The organism is Streptomyces sp. NPDC002580, from assembly GCF_042889485.1.
In the GTDB taxonomy this organism is placed as follows: Bacteria; Actinomycetota; Actinomycetes; order Streptomycetales; family Streptomycetaceae; genus Streptomyces.
In genome coordinates, this window is sequence record NZ_JBIAQZ010000001.1 from 748,851 (window position 1) to 762,505 (window position 13,655).

Here is a 13,655-nt window from a genome sequence, read left to right on the forward strand (position 1 = left end):
TGGGGCGGGGGGGGGGGCTGTCCCCCGGGCCCGGGCGCCTTTTGTCCGATCGGCCCCCCATGGTTGGGCGCGCCGGGGGGGGGGGGGGGGGGCCCGGGGCCCCCCCGCCCCTCACCCTCCCCGTGAAGGGTTACGCGTCGCCGCCGGCCGCGCCCGGGTCGGCGGCCGTCACGTCGAGCAGCCGATAGCGGTCGATCGCCTGCTTCAGCACCGACCGGTCCACCTTGCCCTCACGGGCCAGCTCGGTCAGCACCCCGACCACGATCGACTGCGCGTCGATGTGGAAGAAGCGCCGGGCCGCGCCGCGGGTGTCCGCGAAGCCGAAGCCGTCCGCGCCGAGGGACTGGTAGGTGCCGGGCACCCACCGGGAGATCTGGTCGGGAACCGATCGCATCCAGTCGGACACGGCCACGAACGGGCCCTGGGAGGAGGACAGCTTCCGCGTCACGTACGGGACGCGCTGCTCCTCCTCGGGGTGCAGCAGGTTGTGCCGCTCCACGTCGACGGCCTCGCGCCGCAGCTCGTTCCAGGACGTCGCCGACCAGACGTCGGCCCGGACGTTCCACTCCGCGGCGAGGATCCGCTGTGCCTCCAGGGCCCACGTGACGCCGATGCCGGAGGCCAGGATCTGCGCGGGGATGGTGCCCGAGGTGCCCTCGCTGAAGCGGTAGAGGCCCTTCAGGATGCCCTCGGCGTCCACGTTCTCCGGCTCGGCCGGGTGCTGGAGCGGCTCGTTGTAGACGGTGAGGTAGTAGAAGACGTCCTCGCCGTGCGGGTGCTCCTCGGACGAGCCGTACATGCGGCGCAGACCGTCCTGGACGATGTGCGCGATCTCGAAGCCGAACGCCGGGTCGTACGCGACACAGCCCGGGTTCGTCGAGGCGAGCAGCTGTGAGTGGCCGTCCGCGTGCTGGAGGCCCTCACCGGTCAGCGTCGTCCGGCCGGCGGTCGCGCCCAGGACGAAACCGCGCGCCAGCTGATCGGCCATCTGCCAGAACTGGTCACCCGTTCGCTGGAAACCGAACATCGAGTAGAAGACGTAGACCGGGATGAGCGGCTCGCCGTGCGTGGCGTAAGCCGAGCCCGCGGCGATCAGCGAGGCCGTGCAGCCCGCCTCCGAGATGCCGTCGTGCAGCATCTGGCCGGTCGGCGACTCCTTGTAGGCGAGCAGCAGTTCACGGTCCACCGACTCGTACTGCTGGCCGAGCGGGTTGTAGATCTTCGCGCTCGGGAAGAACGAGTCCATGCCGAACGTGCGGTACTCGTCGGGGGCGATCAGCACGAACCGCTTGCCGATCTCCTTGTCCCGCATGAGGTCCTTGAGCAGCCGCACGAAGGCCATGGTCGTGGCGATGGACTGCTGACCCGAGCCCTTCTTCACACTCGCGTACGTCTTGTCCTCGGGCAGGGTGAGCGGCTTCGACCGCACGACGCGCGTCGGGACGTACCCGCCGAGCCCCTTGCGGCGGTCGTGCATGTACTGGATCTCCTCCGAGTCCCGGCCCGGGTGGTAGTACGGCGGCGCGCCGCCCTCCAGTTGCTGGTCGGTGATCGGGATGTGCAGCCGGTCGCGGAAGCCCTTGAGGTCGGCGACCGTCAGCTTCTTCATCTGGTGCGTGGCGTTGCGGCCCTCGAAGTTCGGGCCGAGCGTCCAGCCCTTGACCGTCTGCGCCAGGATCACCGTCGGCTGGCCCTTGTGCGCCTTGGCCGCCGAGAACGCCGCGAAGATCTTCTTGTGGTCGTGGCCGCCGCGCCCGAGGTGCAGGATCTGGTCGTCGGTCATGCCCTCGACCATGGCGCGCAGCCGGTGGTCGTCACCGAAGAAGTGCTGGCGGATGTACGCGCCGGTCTCCGTGGCGTACGTCTGGAACTGGCCGTCCGGCGTGGTGTTCAGCCGGTTGACCAGCACCCCGTCACGGTCCTGCGCGAGCAGCGGGTCCCAGGTGCGGTCCCACACCAGCTTGATGACGTTCCAGCCGGCGCCCCGGAACTGCGACTCCAGCTCCTGGATGATCTTGCCGTTGCCGCGCACCGGGCCGTCGAGGCGCTGGAGGTTGCAGTTCACGACGAAGGTCAGGTTGTCCAGGCCCTCGCGCGCGGCGATCGACAGCTGGCCGAGCGACTCCGGCTCGTCCATCTCGCCGTCGCCGAGGAACGCCCATACGTGGGATTTGGAGGTGTCCGCGATGTCGCGCGCCTCCATGTAGCGGTTCATCCGCGCCTGGAAGATCGCGCCGAGCGGGCCGAGGCCCATCGACACGGTCGGGAACTCCCAGAAGTCCGGCATGAGCCGCGGGTGCGGGTACGAGGACAGTCCGTGGGGCGCCTTCGACTTCTCCTGGCGGAACGCGTCGAGCTGCTGCTCGGAGAGCCGGTCCAGGAGGAACGCGCGGGCGTAGATGCCCGGCGAGGCGTGCCCCTGGAAGAAGATCTGGTCGCCGCCGTCGCCCTCGTCCTTGCCGCGGAAGAAGTGGTTGAAGCCGACGTCGTACAGCGAGGCCGAGGAGGCGAAGGTCGCGATGTGGCCGCCGACGCCGATCCCCGGACGCTGCGCCCGGGAGACCATGACGGCCGCGTTCCAGCGGGTCGCGTTGAGGACCTTGCGCTCGATCTCCTCGTTGCCCGGGAAGAACGGCTCGTCCTTGGTCGCGATCGTGTTGACGTAGTCCGTGCTGCGCATCTCGGGCACGGCCACGCGCTTCTCGCGGGCCCGTTCGATCAGCCGCAGCATCAAATAGCGGGCCCGCTCACGGCCGCGCTCGTCGACGGCGGCGTCGAGGGAGTCGAGCCACTCCTGAGTCTCCTCAGGGTCGAAATCCGGGACCTGGCTGGGAAGGCCGCCAATGATGATCGGGTTGCGATCGGATCCGGAAGCCACGCTGTTCCTTCGCTGTCGGAGGGCTGTCTGCGGTGGGTTTTCCCTGCATCTGCACCGTTCCCCATCGTGTACCTCGGGAACGCATCCGTCATCTCTACTAAGGGGTAACCGGGACGTTCGCACAGACCGTTGGGACGGGCCCGACCAAAACGCAACGATACGCTCAGTACGTGACGCGTTCCGCAAAGCCGTTCGGCCCTCGTACGCCCCAAGGGTTCCGAAGTGAAGAAAAGGGGCAGAAGGGTGTGGTGCCCGTCACTTGGCGTCATGATGACCCGCCGGGAGTTGCGTCGACACTGCCAGGATCGTCACCGTTTCGGCGGTCTCGACGGCCGGGTACTTGCGCGATCCGCTCCGCCCGTGTGGACTACGGCCAACGCTTCGCGCACGCGCGACGCTGAGACTTCCCCTGACTCCGTACGAGCAGGGGGAGGACCTAATTCCGAAACATGATCAGGAGGCAAGCCGTGAGCGCGACCGCGGACCACGCGGAGGAGCGGACCAACCCGGCCGCCAGGCTGGGGTTCGAGCCCGGACAGGTGGTCCAGGAGATCGGCTTCGACGACGACGTTGACCACGAGCTCCGTGAAGGCATCGAATCGCTGATCGGCCAGGATCTGGTCGACGAGGACTACGACGACGTCGCTGACGTGGTGTTGTTGTGGTTCCGGGACGAGGACGGCGATCTCACGGACGCACTGGTGGACGTCATCGGTCTCCTTGAGGACGGCGGCATGATCTGGCTGCTGACCCCGAAGACCGGCAGGGACGGCTACGTCGAGCCCAGCGACATCAGTGATGCCGCACAGACAGCCGGCCTCTCCCAGACGAAGAGCATCTCCGTCGGCAAGGAATGGTCGGGCACCCGCCTGGCCACCCCCAAGTCGAAGCGCTGAGCTGCAGCCCCGTCTGCAAGCAGAGCATCCGTGAGGCCCCCGCCGAGCCACCTCGGCGGGGGCCTCACGCATGCCCCGAACCCGCCCGGCGGAGCCGCGCCGGAGCCCGGTGTCGATCACTGCGTACGCTGGTCGTCACCCGAACAGACCTTTGGAAGGGAAGCGAGTGACTATGTCCATCGAGGTCGGCACCAAGGCCCCGGACTTCGAGCTGAAGGACAACCACGGTGCCACCGTGAGACTGTCCGACTTCCGTGGCGAGAAGAACGTGGTGCTGCTCTTCTACCCGTTCGCGTTCACCGGGGTGTGCACGGGCGAGCTGTGCTCCCTGCGCGACAACCTGCCGCAGTTCACCGACCGCGACACCCAGTTGCTCGCGGTCTCCAACGACTCCATCCACACCCTGCGCGTCTTCGCCGAGCAGGAGGGCCTGGATTACCCCCTTCTCTCCGACTTCTGGCCGCACGGCAACACTTCGCGCGCCTACGGCGTCTTCGACGAGGACAAGGGCTGCGCCGTGCGCGGCACGTTCATCATCGACAAGGAGGGTGTCGTCCGCTGGACCGTCGTCAACGCCCTGCCGGACGCGCGTGACCTGAACGAGTACGTCAAGGCGCTCGACACCCTGTGATTGTTCGGTTCCAAGCCCTGCGGGGCACGGGAACCCCTCACTAGGATCGAACCGTTGATCCGATACCAACGCAGCTACGGGGCTCCCCGCCCCTGAACACCATTTGGGAGGACTCGTGGGAGTCAGCCTCAGCAAGGGCGGCAACGTATCGCTGTCGAAGGAGGCCCCGGGACTTACCGCGGTCATCGTCGGCCTGGGATGGGACGCCCGTACCACCACCGGTGTGGACTTCGACCTCGACGCCAGCGCCATCCTCACGAACGCGGACGGCAAGGTCAGCACCGACCAGAACTTCGTGTTCTTCAACAACCTGAAGAGCCCGGACGGCTCCGTGGAGCACACGGGTGACAACACCACGGGTGAGGGCGAGGGCGACGACGAGGAGATCAAGGTCAACCTCGCCACCGTCCCGGCCGACGTCCAGAAGGTGGTGTTCCCGGTCTCGATCTACGACGCCGAGAACCGCCAGCAGTCCTTCGGCCAGGTCCGCAACGCCTACATCCGCGTGCTGAACCAGGCGGGCGGCGCGGAGATCGCCCGGTACGACCTCTCCGAGGACGCCTCGACGGAGACCGCGATGGTCTTCGGCGAGCTGTACCGCAACGGCGCGGAGTGGAAGTTCCGCGCCATCGGCCAGGGCTACGCCTCGGGCCTGCGCGGCATCGCGCAGGACTTCGGCGTCAACGTCTGAGTCCTGAGCGCCACAGGCACCCCGGTCCGGTGCCGCACCGTCTCGGTGCGGCACCGGACCAGCCGTACGAATGAAGATCGACCTCGGGGAGGACCAGCATCATGGGCGTCACGCTCGCCAAGGGGGGCAATGTCTCCCTCTCGAAGGCCGCACCGAACCTCACGCAGGTGATGATCGGGCTCGGCTGGGACGCACGTTCCACCACAGGAGCCGACTTCGACCTCGACGCCAGCGCTCTGCTGTGCAACGGCGGCCGGGTGCTCGGGGACGAGTGGTTCGTCTTCTACAACCAGCTCAAGAGCCCGGACGGCTCGGTCGAGCACACCGGCGACAACCTCACGGGTGAGGGCGAGGGCGACGACGAGTCGATCCTGATCGACCTCTCCAAGGTCCCGGCCAACGTCGACAAGATCGTCTTCCCGGTCTCCATCCACGACGCGGACAACCGCGGCCAGACGTTCGGCCAGGTCAGCAACGCCTTCATTCGTGTCGTGAACCAGGCCGACGGCCAGGAGCTAGCCCGGTACGACCTGTCCGAGGACGCCTCCACCGAGACGGCGATGATCTTCGGCGAGGTCTACCGCTACAACACCGAGTGGAAGTTCCGAGCGGTCGGGCAGGGGTACGCCTCGGGGCTGCGGGGCATCGCGCTCGACTTCGGCGTCAACGTTTCCTAGGGCCACCTGCACCGGCCGAAGGCAGCCCCTTAGACTTCGTGGTCAACAGTAGGTAAAGCCGAGTACGGCGCGGGGGCGACCCTTCCCCATAGCTACCGCTTGGGGGCGATCCTCCCCCGAGCCTCCGCTTGGGGGTGCCCCCACCACACGATGATTGGGTAGCCAGTGCTTCTGAAAACCTTCGGCTGGTCGTTCGCGATTACCGCGCTCGGTCTGGTCGCAGCGGCGTTCTACGGGGGGTGGGAAGCCTTCGGCATCGTGGCGATCCTGGCCGTCCTGGAGATCTCGCTGTCCTTCGACAACGCGGTGGTCAACGCCGGGATCCTGAAGAAGATGAGTGCCTTCTGGCAGAAGATCTTCCTCACGATCGGTGTCCTGATCGCCGTCTTCGGCATGCGTCTGATCTTCCCTGTCGTCATCGTCGCCATGAGCGCCAAGATCGGCCCGATCGACGCGGTCGACCTCGCGCTGAACGACAAGGACCAGTACCAGCAGCTGGTGACCGACGCCCACCCGTCGATCGCCGCCTTCGGTGGCATGTTCCTGCTGATGATCTTCCTCGACTTCATCTTCGAGGACCGGGACATCCAGTGGCTGCGCTGGATCGAGCGGCCGCTGGCCAAGCTCGGCAAGGTCGACATGCTCTCCGTGTGCATCGCCCTGATCGTTCTCCTGATCACCTCCATGACCTTCGCGGTCCACGCCCACCAGCACGGCGGCGGCCACGTCGACAAGGCCCAGACGGTGCTGATCTCCGGCGTCGCGGGCCTGATCACCTACATGATCGTCGGTGGGCTCTCCGGCTACTTCGAGGACAAGCTCGAGGAGGAGGAGGAGCGCGAACACGAGGCCGAGGAGGAGGCCGAGCGGACCGGCAAGAAGAAGCCGGCCGTCGTCCTCGCCGGCCAGGCCGCGTTCTTCATGTTCCTGTACCTGGAAGTGCTGGACGCCTCGTTCTCCTTCGACGGTGTCATCGGCGCCTTCGCCATCACCAACGACATCGTGCTGATGGCGATCGGCCTCGGCATCGGCGCCATGTACGTCCGGTCCCTCACGGTCTACCTCGTCCGCCAGGGCACCCTCGACGACTACGTCTACCTGGAGCACGGCGCGCACTACGCGATCGGCGCGCTCGCCATGATCCTCCTCGTCACGATCCAGTACGAGATCAACGAGGTCATCACCGGCCTCGTCGGCGTCGTCCTGATCGGCTGGTCCTTCTGGTCCTCGGTGCGCCGCAACAAGGCGCTCGCGGATGCCGAGGGAAAAGGCCAGAACTCGGGCGAGAAGGCTGAGGTCTCGTCCGGGGTGTGACACTCCGCCGGTTGAGGAACGCTCTGAGCGGGGCGGTCGTGGGGGACGAGTCCTCGACGGCCGCCCCGCCGCACATCGAGGGCCGCACATCCGAACGACGTGGGGGGCGGAATGGGCATCTGGCAGGACCTGTGGCGCGGGCGTTCGGCGGACTTCGACTCCGGCAGCGCGGCCACCAACTCCATCGAACTGACCAAGCGCAACCACACGGTCTCGCTCACCAGGCAGGGCGCGGCCGGCGGCAACCTCAGGATCAACCTGTCCTGGCGGATGCGCACCTCGGACATCACCGGACCGCAGCGCGGGAGCCTGCTGCGCCACCCCTTCCGCACGTTCAAGCCGGAAGTGGTCCAGGCGCATACCCAGAGCATGGTCAACGTCGACCTCGACCTCGGCGTCATGTACGAGCTGACGGACGGCTCCAAGGGCGTCGTCCAGCCGCTCGGCGGCTTCTTCGGAGAACTCAACGCCGCGCCGTACGTGAAGCTCAGCGGCGACGACCGCTTCGGCTCGGGGTCGGGCGAGACGGCCTTCGTCAACCTGGACCACCGCGACGACATCAAACGCCTGCTGGTCTTCGTCTACATCTACGACCAGACGCCGGCCTTCGACCGCACGCACGCCATCATCACGCTCTACCCGAGCAACGGCCCGCGCATCGAGATCGGCCTGGAGGAGCGCCATCCGCAGGCCCGCTCCTGCGCCGTCGTCATGATCGAGTGCAACAAGGGCGAGGTCACCGTGCGCCGCGAGGTGAGGTTCGTGTACGGCTTCCAGGCCGAACTGGACCGACTCTACGGCTGGGGGCTCCAGTGGGGTCGCGGGTACAAGTCGAAGGCCGGCCGTTAGCCCCCGGCCGGGCTCGGACAGCCCCCGGCCGGGCTCGGACAGCCCCCGGCCGGGCTCGGACGAGGGACGGCGCCCGCGGTCAGCGGCCGAGGAACTGCGGCCCCTGCGGCGGCAGCCTGAAGTCGGGATCCGGCGCCGCGCCCACCGCCTGCGGGAAGCCGTACGCGGGCTGGGTGGCCGGCGCGGTCTGAGGCGGCGGGTAGCCGTAGCCGGCCGGACCGCCGGCCGGCTGGGGGTATCCGTACGCGGGCTCGGTCACAGCCGCCGCGGCGGGCTGCGGATAGCCGTACGCGGGCTGCTGCGGGACCGGGGGCGGCTGCTGAACGGTCGGGGCGGACTGCTCCGGCGGGAGCGGCACGGAGGCCTCGGGAGCCGTGGCGGGCGAGGCCCACGTGGTGGCCTCGGGAACGGATCCGGCCGTCGGCGTCGCGGCGGCCTCGGACTCGTCCACCGAGATCCCGAAGTCGGTCGCGAGCCCCACCAGACCGTTGGAGTAGCCCTCGCCGAGCGCCCGGAACTTCCATCCCTCGCCACGCCGGTACAGCTCGCCGCAGATCAGCGCGGTCTCCGCACCGGTCTCCGGCCTGATGTCGAAGTACGCCAGCGGTTCACCGTCCGTGACGGCAGCGTCGTACAGCAGAATGCGCAGATCCCGTACGTGGTCGAAGGTGACGTCGTCCGCCGAGGCGACCAGCAGAATCTGTCCGACACCAGGCTCGACACCCGTCAGATCTGTCTGGATCGTGTCGGTGAGGCCCTCGGAGCCGCGCTTCTTGCCGAGGCGCCACACCTTGCCGGACGGATGGCGGGGCTGGTTGTAGAAGACGAAGTCCTCGTCGGATCGCACACGACCGTCGGGACCGAGGAGCAGCGCCGAGGCATCCACATCGGGGACGCCCTGCCCGGGCGTCCAGCGCAGGACGGCACGCACCGCTGTGGCGTCCAGCGGGACGTTCGACCCTTTCAGCATCGCGTGCGTCATGCGGTCATCCTGCCCTGTCGGTCCTGGTCACGACAATGCGGGGTCGTACCGCAACCGGCGAATGCCGGACACGGTGGAGTTACCTGAACTTCACGCCCGGTGGGAATCCCAGACATGGATCCATACGTACTATTACCGGCCACATCAGATCCGGCCGCCCTAGCCGCCACGGGGGAGTTTCATGCGTCATTTCGGTCACCTCACCCCGGAAGAGCGGCAGCGCCTCTTCCACCGGGAGCCGGGCCTCTTCACGTCCGACTCACCGGCCAAAGTGCTGGCCACGGCCCTGGGGGCGACGCTCTACAGCCCCGCGACCCGGCCGCGGCTGGCCGACGACATCGTCAAACAGGCCGCGCGGGGCGTGGTCTCGATGGTGCTGTGCCTGGAGGACTCGATCGACGACTCCGAGGTCGAGGGCGCCGAGGAGAACCTGGTCCGCCAGTTCACCGACCTCGCGGCCCGGCCGGACGCCGGTGAGCCGCCGCTGCTGTTCGTGCGGGTCCGTTCCCCCGAGCAGATCCCCGACCTCGTACGGCGGCTGGGCCCGGCCGTCCGGCTGCTCTCCGGGTTCGTGATGCCGAAGTTCACCGAGGAACGCGGCACGCCCTTCCTGGAGGCGCTCGACAGCGCCGAGGCGCAGAGCGGCCGACGGCTCTTCGCCATGCCCGTCCTGGAGTCCCCCGAGCTGCTCTACCGGGAATCGCGCGTGGACACCCTGGAGGGCATCTCCCGCGCCGTCGACAAGTACCGCGACCGGGTGCTCGCGCTGCGCCTCGGCGTGACGGACTTCTGCTCCTCGTACGGACTGCGCCGGGCACCCGACATGACGGCGTACGACGTCCAGGTCGTCGCCTCCGTGATCGCCGACGTGGTGAACATGCTGGGGCGGGCCGACGGCACCGGCTTCACCGTCACCGGGCCGGTGTGGGAGTACTTCCGCGTCCAGGAGCGCATGTTCAAGCCGCAGCTGCGCCGCAGCCCCTTCCTGGAGGGCCAGGCGGAGGAGCTGCGCGCCACGCTGATCGAGCACGCCATGGACGGGCTGCTGCGCGAGATCACCCTCGACCAGGCCAACGGGCTCCTCGGAAAGACGTGCATCCACCCCTCGCACGTGCCACCCGTGCACGCACTGTCCGTGGTCAGCCACGAGGAATTCAGTGACGCCCAGGACATCCTCAGGCCGGAACGCGGCGGTGGGGGTGTACTGAGGTCGGCGTACACGAACAAAATGAACGAGGTGAAGCCGCATCGTGCCTGGGCCGAGCGCACCCTGCTGCGCGCCGAGGTCTTCGGGGTCGCCCACGAGGACATCGGCTTCGTCGAGCTGCTCACCGCCGGACTCCCGGAGTGAGCGGGACCGGCCGAGCGACGAGCAACCCCGACAGCAAGGAACCGATGAACACCCCAGCGCACGACCCCCACGAGCCGCACGACCGTGACGGCGGGAACGCCCCGGACACCGCCGACGACGCGGTGTGGACCGGGACCTGGGTCGCCGAGCGGCTCGGTGTCGAACTCGTCGGCGACGAGGGGCTGAGCGAGCTGCTGGGGCTCGCGCTGCGGCGCAACCCCAAGCGGGCCCACCTGCTCGTCTCGAACGTCCTGGGCAAGCACGTGCCGCAGTCGCCGTCCGTCGTCCACGGGTACGGGTTCGCGCTCGGCCGGCGGGTGCGCGAGCTGCTGGGCACCGAGGAGGCCCGCGCGGCCGTGGTCCTCGGGTACGCCGAGACGGCCACCGGGCTCGGCCACTCGGTCGCGGACGGCGTGGGCGTCGCGCCCTGCCTGCACTCCACCCGCCGCCCGGTCCCCGGCGTCCGGCGGGCGGGCGGCTTCGAGGAGTCCCACTCGCACGCCACCTCGCACCTCCTGCTCCCCGAGGACCCGGACCTGCTGGCGGGCCCCGGCCCGCTGATCCTCGTCGACGACGAGTTCTCCACCGGCAACACCGTCCTGAACACGATCCGCGACCTGCACGCGAGCTATCCGCGCGACCGGTACGTCGTCGTGGCGCTCGTCGACATGCGGTCGGAGTCCGACCTGGCGCGCTTCGAGAAGTTCACCGGGGAGATCGGCGCCCGCGTCGACCTGATCGCGGCCGCCTCGGGCACGGTGCGCCTGCCCGAGGGCGTCCTGGAGACGGGGATGGCGCTGGTCGCCGAGCACGAACGGGCGGAGCCCGCGGCACCCGCCCGCCGGGACGCTGCCCCGGCCATCCGCGTCGAGCTCGGCTGGCCCCGCGGCCTCCCCGACGGCGGGCGGCACGGGTTCACCCCCGGCCACCGAATACGCCTGGACGGCGCCCTGCCCGCCATGGCGGCACGGCTCGCCGACGCCCTGCCCGAGGACGCGCGCCGCGTGCTGGTGCTCGGCTTCGAGGAACTGATGTACGCCCCGCTCCGCCTGGCCCGCGAGCTGGAACAGGTGACGTCCGCCGAGGTGCGCTTCTCGACGACGACCCGGTCCCCGGTCCTCGCCCTCGACGACCCCGGCTACGCGATCCGCAGCCGCCTCGTCTTCCCGGCCCACGACGACCCGGACGACGGCCCCGGCGAGCGCTACGCCTACAACGTCGCGGGCGCCGGCTTCGACGCCGTGGTGGCGGTCGTCGACTCCACCGCCGACACCCCCGAACTGCACGCCCCCGACGGACTGCTGGCCCGGTTGGCGCCCCACACCGGACGCGTCCTGCTCGCCGTCGTCCCGTCGTACGTCCCCGCACGGCCGCCCACCGAAAGGTCCTCCATGCTGCCCGAGCCCCTCCGCGGCCCCGCCTTCTCCTCGTACGCCCCCGACGAGGTCGGCTGGCTGCTGCAGGACCTGTCGGACGTGACGCTGGAGGCGCCGACCGAGGAGCGCGAGGAGGCGATACAGAGCGGCGGCGCCCACTACGCCGAGTCGCTGCCGGTCGAGTACCAGCCGAGCCCCCGCTACCAGGAGCTCTTCCACGCGGCGCTCGCCGACTCGGCCGCCCGGATCGCCCGGGCCGTGGGAGCCGTCACCGAACTCGTGCTCGCCGAGTGCTCCCCCCGCCCCGTCCTGGTCTCGCTGGCCCGCGCGGGCACCCCCGTCGGCGTCCTGATGCGCCGCTGGGCCCAGCACCAGCACGGCCTCGACCTGCCCCACTACGCCGTCTCCATCGTCCGGGGCCGCGGCATCGACGCCAACGCGCTGCGCTGGCTCGCCGCCCACCACGATCCGGCCGACGTCGTCTTCGTCGACGGCTGGACCGGCAAGGGCGCCATCACCCGCGAACTCGCCGAGGCCATCAAGGAGTTCGAGGACACCGAAGGCATCACCGGCTTCAACCCGGAGATCGCGGTGCTCGCCGACCCGGGCTCGTGCGTGCGCACGTACGGCACCCGAGAGGACTTCCTCATCCCCTCCGCCTGCCTCAACTCCACCGTGTCCGGGCTGATCTCACGCACCGTGCTGCGCTCCGACCTGGTCGGCGAACACGACTTCCACGGCGCGAAGTTCTACCGCGAACTGGCCGAGTCCGACGTCTCCGTGGAGTTCCTGGACGTCGTCGCCGCCCACTTCCCCGACGTCGCCGAATCGGCCCGCGACCGGGCGAAGGAACTGCTCGCCGCCGACCGCGAACCCACCTGGGAGGGCTGGGCGGCGGTCGAGCGCATCAGCGAGGAGTACGGCATCCACGACGTGAACCTCGTCAAGCCGGGCGTCGGCGAGACCACCCGGGTGCTGCTGCGCCGGGTCCCCTGGAAGATCCTCGCGCGCGCCGGAGCGGGCACCGACCTCGACCACGTGAGGCTGCTCGCCGAACAGCGCGGGGTGCCCGTCGAGGAGGTCGAGGAACTCCCCTACACCTGTGTGGGGTTGATCCACCCGAAGTACACGCGGGGCGCGACCGGTGCCGACGGCAAGTCGGTGGCCCTCTGATGTCCACTCCCAAGGTGCTCGTCGCCAGCGACCTCGACCGCACGCTCATCTACTCCTCGGCCGCGCTCGCGCTGACCATGCCGGACGCGCGGGCGCCCCGGCTGCTCTGTGTCGAGGTGCACGAGAGCAGGCCGCTGTCCTACATGACGGAGACGGCCGCCGCACTGCTCACCGAACTCGGCGACCTCGCGCACTTCATGCCCACGACGACCCGCACCCGCAAGCAGTACCAGCGCATCAACCTGCCCGGTCCGGCCCCGGAGTACGCGATCTGCTCCAACGGCGGGCATCTGCTGGTCGACGGCGTCTCCGACCTCGACTGGCACCGGAGCGTGACGGAGCGGCTCGCCGCCGAGTGCGCGCCGCTCGACGAGATCCGCGAGCACCTGGAGGCCACCGCGGACCCGCTCTGGGTGCGCAAGCACCGGGTCGCGGAGGACCTGTTCGCCTATCTGGTGGTGGAGCGCGAACTGCTCCCCGAGCAGTGGGTGAAGGACCTGGCCGTCTGGGCGGAGGGCCGCGGCTGGACGGTATCCCTGCAGGGCCGCAAGATCTACGCCGTCCCGAAGCCGCTCACCAAGAGCGCGGCCGTGCGGGAGGTCGCCCACCGCACCGGAGCCGTCCTCACCCTGGGCGCCGGGGACTCGCTCCTCGACGCCGACCTGCTGCTCGCCGCCGACCGCGGCTGGCGCCCGGGCCACGGCGAACTCGCCGAAGCCGACTGGACGGCACCCGCGATCACCGCGCTGCCGGAGCGGGGTGTCGCGGCGGGGGAGCGGATCCTCCGCGAGTTCGTGGCCGCCTGCGCCGGCCCGGTACCGGCCTGAGGGTTCTCGC

At 69.4% G+C, this 13,655-nt stretch carries 11 protein-coding genes; 9 read left to right on the forward strand and 2 right to left on the reverse strand.

What is annotated here, in order from left to right:
• Positions 1-130 precede the first annotated feature (130 nt).
• The gene (aceE, locus tag ACFYW7_RS03155) at positions 131-2,878 is read right to left on the reverse strand and encodes a pyruvate dehydrogenase (acetyl-transferring), homodimeric type (RefSeq protein WP_389497259.1); all 2,748 of its coding nucleotides are present in this window, start codon (positions 2,876-2,878) and stop codon (positions 131-133) included.
• Positions 2,879-3,345: 467 nt separating this feature from the next.
• On the opposite strand from aceE, the gene ACFYW7_RS03160 reads away from it, so the two are divergent.
• The 6 genes from ACFYW7_RS03160 (at position 3,346) to ACFYW7_RS03185 (ending at position 7,936) form a co-directional block, all read left to right on the forward strand.
• Positions 3,346-3,774 carry a DUF3052 domain-containing protein gene (locus ACFYW7_RS03160; protein WP_081217087.1) on the forward strand — a complete coding sequence of 143 codons (429 nt, stop codon included), beginning with the start codon at positions 3,346-3,348 and terminating at the stop codon, positions 3,772-3,774.
• A 172-nt stretch (positions 3,775-3,946) separates the two neighbouring features.
• Positions 3,947-4,405, forward strand: a complete 459-nt coding sequence (locus ACFYW7_RS03165) for a peroxiredoxin (protein ID WP_389497260.1) — start codon at positions 3,947-3,949, stop codon at positions 4,403-4,405.
• Between the two features lie 115 nt (positions 4,406-4,520).
• The gene (locus tag ACFYW7_RS03170; RefSeq protein ID WP_389497261.1) at positions 4,521-5,096 is read left to right on the forward strand and encodes a TerD family protein; all 576 of its coding nucleotides are present in this window, start codon (positions 4,521-4,523) and stop codon (positions 5,094-5,096) included.
• A 101-nt stretch (positions 5,097-5,197) separates the two neighbouring features.
• Complete coding sequence (locus ACFYW7_RS03175; RefSeq protein WP_389497262.1) at positions 5,198-5,773, forward strand: TerD family protein; 576 nt, start codon at positions 5,198-5,200, stop codon at positions 5,771-5,773.
• Between the two features lie 165 nt (positions 5,774-5,938).
• Positions 5,939-7,087, forward strand: a complete 1,149-nt coding sequence (locus ACFYW7_RS03180; RefSeq protein ID WP_389497263.1) for a DUF475 domain-containing protein — start codon at positions 5,939-5,941, stop codon at positions 7,085-7,087.
• A 111-nt stretch (positions 7,088-7,198) separates the two neighbouring features.
• Positions 7,199-7,936, forward strand: coding sequence for a Tellurium resistance (locus tag ACFYW7_RS03185; protein ID WP_389497264.1), 738 nt, complete (start codon positions 7,199-7,201; stop codon positions 7,934-7,936).
• 79 nt (positions 7,937-8,015) lie between these two features.
• Here the strand turns inward: ACFYW7_RS03185 and ACFYW7_RS03190 are convergent, their stop codons facing one another.
• Positions 8,016-8,918: a TerD family protein gene (locus ACFYW7_RS03190; protein ID WP_389497265.1), complete on the reverse strand. Its 903-nt coding sequence runs from the start codon at positions 8,916-8,918 to the stop codon at positions 8,016-8,018.
• Positions 8,919-9,099: 181 nt separating this feature from the next.
• On the opposite strand from ACFYW7_RS03190, the gene ACFYW7_RS03195 reads away from it, so the two are divergent.
• From ACFYW7_RS03195 to ACFYW7_RS03205, 3 genes are read left to right on the forward strand one after another with little or no spacing between them, the layout of a single operon-like run.
• Positions 9,100-10,269 (forward strand): HpcH/HpaI aldolase/citrate lyase family protein, encoded by a 1,170-nt coding sequence (locus ACFYW7_RS03195; RefSeq protein WP_389497266.1) that lies wholly within the window; start codon positions 9,100-9,102, stop codon positions 10,267-10,269.
• Between the two features lie 44 nt (positions 10,270-10,313).
• Complete coding sequence (locus tag ACFYW7_RS03200) at positions 10,314-12,818, forward strand: phosphoribosyltransferase (protein ID WP_389497267.1); 2,505 nt, start codon at positions 10,314-10,316, stop codon at positions 12,816-12,818.
• Positions 12,818-13,645 (forward strand): HAD family hydrolase, encoded by an 828-nt coding sequence (locus ACFYW7_RS03205; protein WP_389497268.1) that lies wholly within the window; start codon positions 12,818-12,820, stop codon positions 13,643-13,645. Before ACFYW7_RS03200 ends, ACFYW7_RS03205 begins: the two co-directional genes overlap by 1 nt.
• The last annotated feature ends 10 nt before the right edge of the window (positions 13,646-13,655 follow it).

Bases quoted from the DNA above. Each gene is read 5' to 3' on its own strand.
- ACFYW7_RS03175 (WP_389497262.1), top strand. From the start codon at position 5,198: ATGGGCGTCACGCTCGCCAAGGGGGGCAATGTCTCCCTCTCGAAGGCC.
- ACFYW7_RS03185 (WP_389497264.1), top strand. From the start codon at position 7,199: ATGGGCATCTGGCAGGACCTGTGGCGCGGGCGTTCGGCGGACTTCGAC.
- ACFYW7_RS03200 (WP_389497267.1), top strand. From the start codon at position 10,314: ATGAACACCCCAGCGCACGACCCCCACGAGCCGCACGACCGTGACGGC.
- ACFYW7_RS03190 (WP_389497265.1), bottom strand. From the start codon at position 8,918: ATGACGCACGCGATGCTGAAAGGGTCGAACGTCCCGCTGGACGCCACA.
- ACFYW7_RS03165 (WP_389497260.1), top strand. From the start codon at position 3,947: ATGTCCATCGAGGTCGGCACCAAGGCCCCGGACTTCGAGCTGAAGGAC.
- ACFYW7_RS03195 (WP_389497266.1), top strand. From the start codon at position 9,100: ATGCGTCATTTCGGTCACCTCACCCCGGAAGAGCGGCAGCGCCTCTTC.
- ACFYW7_RS03205 (WP_389497268.1), top strand. From the start codon at position 12,818: ATGTCCACTCCCAAGGTGCTCGTCGCCAGCGACCTCGACCGCACGCTC.